Source organism: Pseudomonas sp. P39-UII1 (genome assembly GCF_039672635.1).
GTDB lineage: Bacteria > Pseudomonadota > Gammaproteobacteria > Pseudomonadales > Pseudomonadaceae > Aquipseudomonas.
The window spans coordinates 69,676-80,312 of sequence record NZ_JBDFPP010000009.1 but is presented as its reverse complement, the minus strand read 5'-3'; the positions used below and the strand labels follow the sequence as shown (position 1 = coordinate 80,312).

The window sequence follows — 10,637 nt, the reverse complement described above, 5'->3', positions numbered from 1 at the left end:
TCAGCGATTGCTGTAGCGGCCATGCCGGCCATGGGCCGGCATGGCTTGATTGGAACGCTCGCCGATCATCTGCTGCAGCGTGATCAACTCAATGCCCTGGCTTCGCAGGCGGGGCATTTCCCGTTCCAGCACGGCCAGCGTCTGTGGATAAGGATGGCCGATCAGCACGGCCGAACCCTGCCGTCGAGCCAGTGCCACGCCTTCCTGTAACTGAGCGGTGATGGCCTCGGTGGTACGCACATCGTCGAGAAACACATCGCGCGATACATTCGCCAGGCCGATGCGTTGGGCCTCGGCTGCGGCGACCGTGGCCGCACTGGTACGGCTGTCGACAAAGAACAGATGACGTTGCTGCAGCTCGCCCATCAGCCAGGCCATGGGCTGGCGTTGCGCGGTCATGCGGCTGCCCATGTGGTTGTTGATGCCGGCGGCGTAGGGCACCTTGGCCAGCGCAGCGTCGAGCCGCCTGGCCAGCTCCGTCAGCGCAACCTCCGGGTGCCAGGCATAAGGGCCTGTGGCCGGGTCCATGGGCATGTGCAGGATCACCGTCTTGCCGGCCTTGTGCGCCTGGCGCGCGAAAGCAGTGGCGTGCGGCGTGTCGGGCATGACCGCCATCGTCACCGGGCCGGGCAAGGCGAGGGTGCGGGTGTCACGCTCGCTGCTCTGGCCCAGGTCGTCGATGATGATGCTCATGTAGGCCTTGTTGGCCGGCGCCGCTTGGGTAGCACCGGCCAACAGGCAGACCAGCAGGCACAGCAGATAACGCATGGGGTGGGTCATTTGCCCGAGGTGATGTTCAAGCCCTTGAGCAGGCTCAGGGCCTGGCTCAGCTGGAAGTCATCGTCCTGTGGGCGTTCCTTGCGCTTGCTGCTGCCGGTCGGGCGGTCGGCGCCGCCGTTGCCGTTGCCCAGGTGGCCCTGCAGGTCGGCTTCCTTGAAGTTGTCGGTGTCAATTTCGGCCGTGAGTTTGGCCGGGCGCACTTCGATGTCCGGCACGATGCCCTGGGCCTGGATCGAACGGCCGTTGGGGGTGTAATACAGCGCGGTGGTGAGCTTCAGGGCGCGGTCGTTGGCCAGCGGCAGCACGGTCTGCACCGAGCCTTTGCCGAAGCTGTCGGTGCCCATCAGCACGGCGCGTTTCTGGTCCTGCAGGGCGCCGGCGACGATTTCCGAAGCCGAAGCACTGCCACCGTTGATCAGCACCACCAGTGGCACGCCTTCGCTGGCGTCGGCCGGGTCGGCCGAGAAGCGCAGCTCGGAGTTGGCGATACGGCCCTTGGTGTAGACGATCAGGCCTTTGGTCAGGAAGTGGTCGGCCACTTCCACCGCCGACTGCAGCACGCCGCCGGGGTTGTTACGCAGGTCCAGGACCACGCCGCGCAGTTTTTTGCCGTTGTCCTTGCGCAACTTGGCCAGGGCCTTGCCCACTTCTTCGCCGGTTTTCACCTGGAACTGGGTGATGCGGATGTAGCCGTAGTCGTTTTCCAGCAGCTGGCTCTTCACGCTCTTGACCTGGATTACCGCACGGGCAAGGGTCACGTCGAACGGGTTGCCGCCGTCACGCACCAGGGTCAGGGTGATTTTTTCGCCGATCTTGCCGCGCATCTTGTCCACGGCTTCGGTCATGGTCTGACCACGAGTAGGGGCGCCGTTGATCTTCACGATGAGGTCGCCTGCCTGCACGCCGGCACGCGAGGCCGGGGTGTCGTCAATGGGCGAGACCACCTTGATGAAGCCGTCTTCCTGGCCCACTTCGATGCCCAGGCCGCCGAATTCGCCGCTGGTGCTTTCCTGCAGCTCCTGGAAGTCCTCGGGGCCAAGGTAGGCCGAGTGCGGGTCCAGGTTGCTGAGCATGCCTTTGATGGCGTTTTCGAGCAGGGTCTTGTCGTCAACCGGTTCGACATAGGCCGCCTTGATGCGGTCCATCACCTCGGCGAAGGTGCGCAGCTCTTCGAGCGGCAGCGGCGCCTTGGCGGTCACCTCGGTGGCCGGCACCGCGGCTGGCTTGGCGGCCTTGGCGGGCGCCGGTTCGGCAGCGAGGGCCAAGGGCGCGCCGACCGCCAGGGCGATGGTCAGGGCCAGCTGGGTGAGACGAGGCGAGTGCAGCATGTCGAACGAACTCCTGATCCTGTAGGCGCTCCCGGGGGAGCATCGGTGCAGCGCCGGGCGCTACGCCGTAAAAAGTGAACTAACCTCGGCACCACTGCGACGGGTCGGTAGGCCGGCCCTGCTGGCGGATGGCGAAATACAAACCTGCGGCATCCTGGCCGCCGCTGTCGCCAACGGTGGAAATGGCCTCGCCGGCCTTGACGATGTCCCCGGCGCTCTTGAGCAGGCTCTGGTTGTGGCCGTAGAGGCTCAGGTAACCATTACCATGGTCGAGAATGACCAGAAGTCCAGCACCGCGCAACCAGTCGGCGAACACCACGCGCCCGCCGTGTACGGCGCGTACCTGGGTGCCGGGGTTGGCGCTGATCATCACCCCGTCCCACTTGGCGCGGGCGTCGCTGCCACGGGCATCGCCGAAGCGTGCCAGCAATCGACCATTGACGGGCCAAGGAAGTTTTCCCCGTGCGGCAGAAAATGCACCGCCATAGCTCGCGCTGTCGCTGGAAACCAGCGGGCCAAGGGTGGTACGGGCCTTTTTCGGCGGCTCGGTGATCGCTTCACGTTTGGCCAGGGCTTCCTGCTGGCGGCGCTTCTCGGCCTCCTGCTGGGCGAGCAGGGCCTTCTGGCGCGCTTCCTCGGCTTCGCGGGCCTGGCGGGCCAAGGTTTCCTCGATGGTCTTGAGCACCTTGGCCAGGTCTGCCTGGTCCTGCTCGCGGGCCTGCAGCTTTTGGTCGCGGTCTTTCATGTCGGTGTTGAGCTTGGCCAGCACCTGCTGGCGCTTGCCGCGCTCGGCTTCGAGGGCCTGGCGGCGGCTGTCGAGGTCGGCGCGCTGGGCCAGCAACTGTTCCTGCTGGCGGGAAATGTCCTGTTCGACATTGGCCAGCTGGCGCAAGGTCTCGTTGAAGGCGCGCAGTTGCTCCATGCGGGCCTTGCTCAGGTAGTCGTAGTAACTGAGCGTGCGAGCGAATTTCTCGGGGTTCTGCTGGTTGAGCAGCAGCTTGAGGTATTCCTCGCGACCGTTGTTCTGGTAGGCCGACCGCGCCTGGATGGCGATCAGGCGCTGTTGTTCAACGCGGGAGCTCTGGAGTTTTTTTTTCTCGGTATCAAGGCGCTCCAGATCGCCCTCGGTCTTTTTTAGTTCTTGTTGCAGGGCCTCCACCTGCTTTTCGAGGTTGCCGATGTCGGTCTCGGTGGCTTTGAGGTCTTTCTGCACGCCGGCCTTTTCTTCCTGGAGCTTGCCCAGCGTCTTCTTGAGCTCGGCGATGTCCTGGCGGGTGGCGTCCAGTTGTTGCTGGGTCTGCACGCGCTCGTCGGCGAAAGCCGGGCTGAGCAGGCAAGACAGGGCTAGGAGGATCAGGGCGCGAAGCATGAGGTTGGGCGTACCAAGGATGGAGACTGGCCTAGTATGCCCGCCTGTGCCTGCAAAAAAAACGCCTCGCTGCGGGTGCAGAGGGGCGTTGGTCCGGAATTCATGTGCAATTGGGGCCGCTTCGCGGCCCATTCGCGGGGCAAGCCCGCTCCCACAGAAGTTGCGTCAACTTCTAGAAATGTCAGACGGTTGCCCCAAAAAAGCTGCGCTAGCCCCTGTGGGAGCCGGCTTGCCGGCGAAAGGGCCGCAAAGCGGCCCCGGGTTTCAGGCGTCTACCAGAATCGAAGTACCCGTCATTTCGGCAGGCTTTTCCAGCCCCAGCAGCTTGAGCATGGTCGGTGCCACGTCGGCCAGCACGCCGCCCTCGCGGACCTTGACCGGGCGCTTACCCACATAGATGAACGGCACGGGTTCAGTGGTGTGAGCGGTGTGCGCCTGGCCGGTGCAGGCGTCTTCCATCTGCTCGACGTTGCCGTGGTCGGCGGTGATCAGCGCTTCGCCGTCTACTTTCTCCAGCGCTTCGACAATGCGCCCGACGCAGGTATCCAGCGCTTCGACCGCTTTCACCGCCGCTTCGAACACGCCGGTGTGGCCGACCATGTCGCCGTTGGCGTAGTTGACGATGATCACGTCGTAGCGCTGCTGCTCGATGGCCTCGACGATACGGTCGGTAACCTCGGGTGCATTCATTTCCGGTTGCAGGTCATAGGTGGCGACCTTAGGCGACGGGATCAGAATGCGCTCTTCGCCTTCGAACGGCTCCTCGCGGCCACCGGAGAAGAAGAACGTGACGTGCGCGTACTTCTCGGTCTCGGCGATGCGCAGCTGGGTCTTGCCGTTCTTGGCCAGGTACTCGCCCAACACGTTGTCCAGGCTGGAGGGCGCGAAGGCTGCTGGCGCCGGGATTTTCGCCGAGTACTGGGTCAGGCCGATATAGGCGGCCATCTTCGGCAGCCGCGCCCGGGGGAATTCGTTGAAGTCCGGCTCCACGAATGCACGCGACAGTTCGCGGGCACGGTCGGCGCGGAAGTTCATGAAGATCACCGCGTCGCCGTCTTCGACCTTTACTGCCTCGCCAATGCGCGTGGCTTTGACGAACTCGTCGCTTTCGTCACGGGCGTAGGCCGCTTCCAGGCCGGCCTGGGCGGTGTCGGCGGTGTACTCGGCGGCGCTGTCGACGATCAGGTTGTAGGCGGCGCTGACACGGTCCCAACGGTTGTCGCGGTCCATGGCGAAGTAGCGGCCGATAAGGCTGGCGATGCGGCCCTTGCCCAGCTTGGCGAAGGTGGCGTCGATCAGTTCAATGGACGACTGTGCGCTGCGTGGCGGGGTATCGCGGCCGTCAAGGAAGGCGTGCAGGTAGATCTTTTCTGCACCGCGCTGCGCAGCCAGTTCGGCCATTGCAACCAGGTGGTCCTGGTGGCTGTGCACGCCGCCATCGGACAGCAGGCCGAGGATGTGCACGGCCTTCCCGGCACCGGCGGCCTTGTCCACTGCGCCGGTCAGCACCGGGTTGCTGAAGAAGTCGCCATCGCGGATGGCCTTGGTGACGCGTGTGAAGTCCTGGTAGACGACACGGCCCGCCCCCAGGTTCATGTGACCGACCTCGGAGTTGCCCATCTGCCCGTCCGGCAGGCCGACATCCATCCCTGAGCCAGAGATCAAGCCATGTGGCTGGGTAGCGCGCAGGCGATCATAGACCGGTGTGTTGGCGGCATAGATGGCGTTGTATTCGGGGCTTTCGCTGTGGCCGAATCCATCCAGGATGATCAGGACCAGGGGTTTGGGCGTGCTCGTCATCAATCAAACTCACGGTTGTTCAAAGATGATAAAGACACGCATTTTAGGGCAAATGCGCCATCCGCGGCGAATATTCGTCCTGTTCCCTGACCAGCGCGGCCCTCGCGGCAACATGAAGGTAGCTTTCCGGCCCGCCCGTCGGGCTTTGGTGGCACTGGGGGGCTGTGTATACTGGCCGGCATTTTCAATCGCCTGGAACACCGCTGATGGTTGCTCACCTGATTCAATTCGCGACAGATCACTACATCCTGGTTGCGATCTTCGTTGTTCTGCTGGTCCTGCTGCTTCTCAATGAAATCCGCCGCGGCGGCCAGAGCCTGAGCAATGGCCAGTTGACCGCCCTGGTCAACGCCGACAAGGGCCTGGTCGTCGACATACGCACGCCCAAGGAATACTCCGCCGGCCACATTGTCGGTGCGATCAACATTCCGCAAGACAAGCTGGTAGCCCGCATGAGCGAGCTGGACAAGCACAAGGAAAAGACCCTGATCGTCGTCGACGCAATGGGCCAGCAGTCCGGCACCCTGTGCCGCGAGCTGCTCAAGGCTGGCTACACCGCCGCCAAACTGAGCGGTGGCGTTTCCAGCTGGAAAGCCGATAACCTGCCCCTGGTGAAGTGATATGAAGCCTGTCATCGTCTATTCCAGCGACTACTGCCCCTACTGCATGCGCGCCAAGTACCTGCTCGAGAGCAAGGGCGTGGCCTTCGAAGAAATCAAGGTCGACGGCAAACCGCAGTTGCGCGCCGAGATGAGCCAGAAGGCCGGCCGTACGTCGGTTCCGCAGATCTGGATCGGCAGCACCCATGTCGGTGGATGCGATGACCTCTACGCCCTGGAGCGCGCCGGCAAGCTCGACGCGCTGCTGGCGGCCTGATTTGCACTGCATTCAAAAACATTAGGATAAGGACCTGTCATGACAGACCAACAGACCAACGGCGCAGCCGCTGAAGACAACAGCCCTCAGTTCTCCATGCAGCGCATCTACGTGCGCGACCTGTCGTTCGAGGCCCCTAAAAGCCCGCAGATCTTCCGTCAGACCTGGGAGCCGAGCGTTGGCCTGGACCTGAACACCAAGCAGAAAGCCCTGGAAGGCGATTTCCATGAAGTGGTGCTGACCCTGTCGGTGACCGTCAAGAACGGTGACGAAGTGGCGTTCATCGCCGAAGTTCAGCAGGCCGGTATCTTCCTGATCAAGAACCTCGACGCGGCTTCGATGAGCCACACCTTGGGTGCGTTCTGCCCGAACATCCTGTTCCCGTACGCTCGCGAGACCTTGGACAGCCTGGTGACCCGTGGTTCGTTCCCGGCCCTGATGCTGTCGCCGGTCAACTTCGACGCCCTGTACGCGCAAGAAATGCAGCGCATGCAGGAAGCCGGCGAAGCGCCGACCGTGCAGTAATCGCTGCCGGTATCAAGAAAGCGCCTTTCGGGGCGCTTTTTTGTTGCCTGCTCCGGCCTCATCGCCGGCAAGCCGGCTCCCACATTGAACTGTGTACGCCAAACCCTTGTGGGAGCCGGCTTGCCGGCGATGAGGCCGGAGCAGGCACTGCATCAGCTCCCGGCAAAGCCCTGCTGGCGCCAGGCTTCATACACCGTAACCGCGACAGTGTTGGACAGGTTCAGGCTGCGGCACCCGGGCCGCATCGGCAGGCGCAGGCGCTGTTCTGCCGGCAGGCTGTCCAGCACCTCGGCGGGCAGGCCGCGGCTCTCTGGCCCGAACAGGAAGGCATCGCCGGGCTGGTAGGCGACTTCATGGAATGGGTGCGAGCCCTTGGTGGTGAAGGCGAACAGCCGCGGGTTGCCCAGACTCTCCAGGCATCCGGCCAGGCTTTCGTGGCGCTTGAGCGTGGCATACTCGTGGTAGTCCAGCCCCGCGCGGCGCAGCCGTTTGTCGTCCAGCTCGAAGCTGATCGGTTCGATCAGGTGCAGGTCGCAACCGCTGTTGGCGCAGAGGCGAATGATATTGCCGGTATTCGGCGGAATTTCAGGTTGAAAAAGGATGACGTGAAACATGCACGGCTCCAAGCATGAAGATGGCGAACATTCTACCCCCGAACCCGAGTCGCGTTCGAAGGGCTTGCCGCGTGTGATGCTTTCGCTGGCGATCGTCGGCGTGATGGTCGGCCTGATGATCGGCCGCCTCACCGCCCCCGAAGAGCGCATGCTCGAGCAGGTGGAGGTGGTGCAGGATGGGTTGGACCTGTGGTTCGACGACGAGCCGAAGCTGCATGGCGAGAATGTCGAGGGGACCGTCGCCGTACTGTTCCAGGCCGAGGGCAAAGCCCAACGCGGGCAGTTGAGCCTGCAGGGCAAGCCGGTGAGCTGGCGCGTGCAGAAGAGCAAGGAAGGGTTGCTGCTGACCGTGGTGGCTGCGCGCCCTCTGCAGGGCGAATGGGCCGGTGCAGAGGACGCTGGGCGTTGGCGGGTGCAGGTGAGGCTGCACGAATAAAAGAGGGGATTTCCCGGCCTGCCTGTACCAGGGTCCCCCAAAAGCGGGAGCGACTGCGTGTAAAAGAGGGGATGTCCCGGCCTGCCTGTACCGAGGTCCCCGAAAGCTGGAGCAACTGCATATAAAAGAGGGGTTCACCCGGCCTGCCTGTACCAGGGCCCCCGAAACTGGGTATGTACTAGCTATTGCAGGGGGCGTGCCATTTTTTCCAGGCCTGTGAATACTGGCCTTTGAGGGGGATTTGGCCGGTTTTAGAGGGGATTTGTGCCTTGGGGCGGTGCAGAGGGCACAGCTTCGGTGCATGCGCCTGAAACGGCTGGGGCCGCATAGCGGCCCCAGAGGTCTATCTGAATGACGAGGCGTCAGTGGTCATCGCCCTCATCGTCATCTCCACCATCCACGTTCATCCCCAGTTCCTTGATCTTGCGCGTCAGGGTATTGCGCCCCCAGCCAAGCAGCACAGCCGCATCACGGCGACGCCCGGCCGTGTGCTTGAGCGCCGTCTCGATCATGATCCGTTCAAAGCTGGGTACCGCGCTGTCGAGCAGGTTCGACTGCCCGCGGGCCAAGGCCTGGTCGGCCCACTGGCGCAGGGCTTGCTCCCAGTTGGTCACTGGTGCAGCGTCCTGCGGCAGGTTGAGCAGTTCCGGTGGCAGGTCGCCGATCAGCACTTCGCGGCTGGAGGCCATCACGGTAATCCAGCGGCAGGTGTTCTCCAGCTGGCGAACGTTGCCGGGCCAAGGCAAGTTGCGGATGAATTCTTCGGTTTCCGGCTTGAGCAGTTTCGGCTCGACGGCCAGCTCCTGCGCGGCGCGGCCGAGGAAGTGGCGGGCGAGGGCAGGGATGTCCTCGCGACGGTCGGCCAGGCGCGGAATATGGATGCGAATCACGTTGAGGCGGTGGAACAAGTCCTCACGGAACTTGCCGGCTTGTACCAGCAGTTCGAGGTTCTGGTGCGTGGCGGCGATGATTCGCACATCGACCTTCACCGGCACATGGCCGCCCACGCGATAGAACTCGCCATCGGCCAGTACCCGCAGCAGGCGAGTCTGGGTGTCGGCCGGCATGTCGCCGATTTCGTCGAGGAACAGCGTGCCGCCATCGGCCTGCTCGAAGCGGCCGCGGCGCAGGTTGGCTGCGCCAGTGAACGCCCCTTTCTCGTGGCCGAACAGCTCCGACTCCATCAGGTCTTTCGGGATGGCCGCCATGTTCAAGGCAATGAACGGCGATGCCGCACGCGGGCTGTGGCGGTGCAGGGCGTGGGCGACCAGTTCCTTGCCGGTACCCGATTCGCCATTGATCAGCACGGTAATGTTGGAGTGGCTCAAGCGACCGATGGCGCGGAACACCTCCTGCATCGCCGGTGCTTCACCGATGATTTCCGGCGTGCGGGCCAGCGCCTGGGGCACGTCGAGGCCTTGTTGTTCCTGGGAATGCTGGTTGGCGCGCTTGACCAGCGACACCGCTTCATCGACGTCGAACGGTTTCGGCAGGTACTCGAACGCACCGCCCTGGTACGACGCCACCGCGCTGTCCAGGTCGGAATGGGCAGTCATGATGATGACCGGCAGGCGCGGGTGCTGCTCGCGAATCTGCGCCAGCAGGTCGAGGCCACTGGCACCGGGCATACGGATGTCGGAAATGATCACGTCCGGCTGCTGCCGAGCCAGGCGGCCCATCACGCCATCGGCGCTGTCGAAGCTCTGGGTGGTCATGCCTTCCTGTTGCAGGGCTTTTTCCAGGACCCAGCGGATGGAGCGATCATCATCGACGATCCAAACGGTTTCACTTCGGCTCATTAGGCGGTGGCTCCTTGTTCCAGGGGCAGGAAGATCGAGAAGGCAGTGTGCCCGGCGTGGCTTTCACACTCGATCAGGCCCTGGTGCTGGCTGATGATGTTCTGGGTAATGGCCAGGCCCAGCCCGGTACCGTCCGGGCGGCCACTGACCATGGGATAGAAGAGGGTGTCCTGCAGTTCACTGGGAATGCCTGGGCCGTTGTCGATGATCTCGACCCGGGCCACCAGGCGGTGGCGCACGTGGCCGATGGTGAACTGGCGCATCGCCCGGCTGCGCAGTGTGATACGGCCCAGGCGCAGCTCGTTCTGCGAGCTGATCGCCTGCATGGCGTTGCGCACGATATTCAGCACCGCCTGGATCATCTGCTCGCGGTCGATCAGCACGTCCGGCAGGCTCGGGTCGTAATCGCGCACCAACGTGATGCAGCCTTGGCTTTCGGCGTCGACCAGGCTGCAGACCCGCTCCAGCACTTCGTGAATGTTGGTCATGGCCAGCGACGGCAGCTTGTTCGAGCCGAGCATACGGTCGACCAGGTTACGCAGGCGGTCGGCCTCTTCGATGATCACATTGGTGTAGTCGCGCAGCCCGTCTTCGGGCAGTTCGCGGGCCAGCAATTGTGCAGCGCCACGGATGCCGCCGAGCGGGTTCTTGATCTCGTGGGCCAGGCCGCGCACCAGCATCTTGGTGGTTTCCTGCTTGCTCAGCTGGGCCTCTTCCTTGGTGATGCGCAGCAGGCGGTCGCGCGGGTGCACCTCGAGCAGCAGCAAGGTATTGCCTTGGTGCAGGATCGGCGTCACGGCGTAGTCGACGGTGATGGTCTGCCCAGTCAACGACGTGAGCTGCGCTTCGCGCTTGGTGAACGGGTGTGCGTGTTCGACGGCCTGGCGCAGCGAATTGAGCGCTTCGGTCGATTCAGTGAACAGCTCACTGATGAATTGCCCATGGCTACGCTGCCCACTCACCGCCAGTAGCATTTCCGCAGCCGGGTTCATGTACTCCAGGCGCAGCTCGGCGTTGAGCAGGAGCGTGGCGGTGGTCAGGTTGTCCAGAAGCAGACGGTGCTGTGCATCGCTGATGGTCATAAGGTGTCGTTGACCTCTTTTGGCGCTG

At 63.5% G+C, this 10,637-nt stretch carries 11 protein-coding genes; 4 read left to right on the top strand and 7 right to left on the bottom strand.

Annotated features, from left to right (window positions below; genetic code table 11):
• The 4 genes from ABEH27_RS13820 to gpmI all read right to left on the bottom strand — a co-directional run bounded on the left by ABEH27_RS13820 (window position 1) and on the right by gpmI (window position 5,277).
• Window positions 1–768, bottom strand: coding sequence for a divergent polysaccharide deacetylase family protein (locus tag ABEH27_RS13820; RefSeq protein WP_346614119.1), 768 nt, complete (start codon window positions 766–768; stop codon window positions 1–3).
• 8 nt (window positions 769–776) lie between these two features.
• Window positions 777–2,108, bottom strand: a complete 1,332-nt coding sequence (locus ABEH27_RS13815) for a S41 family peptidase (protein WP_346614118.1) — start codon at window positions 2,106–2,108, stop codon at window positions 777–779.
• A gap of 79 nt (window positions 2,109–2,187) precedes the next feature.
• Window positions 2,188–3,477 (bottom strand): murein hydrolase activator EnvC, encoded by a 1,290-nt coding sequence (locus ABEH27_RS13810; RefSeq protein WP_346614117.1) that lies wholly within the window; start codon window positions 3,475–3,477, stop codon window positions 2,188–2,190.
• 264 nt (window positions 3,478–3,741) lie between these two features.
• A complete protein-coding gene (gpmI, locus tag ABEH27_RS13805) occupies window positions 3,742–5,277 on the bottom strand; it encodes a 2,3-bisphosphoglycerate-independent phosphoglycerate mutase (protein WP_346614116.1) in 1,536 nt (511 codons plus the stop codon).
• Between the two features lie 206 nt (window positions 5,278–5,483).
• Between gpmI and ABEH27_RS13800 the strand changes: the two genes are divergently transcribed.
• The 3 genes from ABEH27_RS13800 to secB are packed head-to-tail and all read left to right on the top strand — an operon-like array spanning window position 5,484 to window position 6,678.
• Window positions 5,484–5,897, top strand: coding sequence for a rhodanese-like domain-containing protein (locus tag ABEH27_RS13800; RefSeq protein WP_346614115.1), 414 nt, complete (start codon window positions 5,484–5,486; stop codon window positions 5,895–5,897).
• A 1-nt stretch (window position 5,898) separates the two neighbouring features.
• Entirely contained in the window at window positions 5,899–6,153 is a 255-nt protein-coding gene (gene grxC, locus ABEH27_RS13795; protein WP_110995319.1) for a glutaredoxin 3, read from the top strand.
• Between the two features lie 39 nt (window positions 6,154–6,192).
• The gene (secB, locus tag ABEH27_RS13790; protein WP_346614114.1) at window positions 6,193–6,678 is read left to right on the top strand and encodes a protein-export chaperone SecB; all 486 of its coding nucleotides are present in this window, start codon (window positions 6,193–6,195) and stop codon (window positions 6,676–6,678) included.
• Between the two features lie 152 nt (window positions 6,679–6,830).
• Here the strand turns inward: secB and trmL are convergent, their stop codons facing one another.
• Window positions 6,831–7,292: a tRNA (uridine(34)/cytosine(34)/5-carboxymethylaminomethyluridine(34)-2'-O)-methyltransferase TrmL gene (gene trmL, locus ABEH27_RS13785; protein ID WP_008093177.1), complete on the bottom strand. Its 462-nt coding sequence runs from the start codon at window positions 7,290–7,292 to the stop codon at window positions 6,831–6,833.
• Between trmL and ABEH27_RS13780 the strand changes: the two genes are divergently transcribed.
• Entirely contained in the window at window positions 7,291–7,728 is a 438-nt protein-coding gene (locus tag ABEH27_RS13780) for a hypothetical protein (RefSeq protein WP_346614113.1), read from the top strand. The genes trmL and ABEH27_RS13780 overlap by 2 nt on opposite strands.
• Before the next feature lie 362 nt (window positions 7,729–8,090).
• On the opposite strand, the gene ntrC is transcribed toward ABEH27_RS13780, so the two are convergent.
• Window positions 8,091–9,527, bottom strand: coding sequence for a nitrogen regulation protein NR(I) (gene ntrC / locus ABEH27_RS13775; RefSeq protein ID WP_346614112.1), 1,437 nt, complete (start codon window positions 9,525–9,527; stop codon window positions 8,091–8,093).
• Entirely contained in the window at window positions 9,527–10,609 is a 1,083-nt protein-coding gene (glnL, locus tag ABEH27_RS13770) for a nitrogen regulation protein NR(II) (RefSeq protein WP_346614111.1), read from the bottom strand. The genes ntrC and glnL overlap by 1 nt, the downstream gene beginning before the upstream one ends.
• Between the last annotated feature and the right edge of the window lie 28 nt (window positions 10,610–10,637).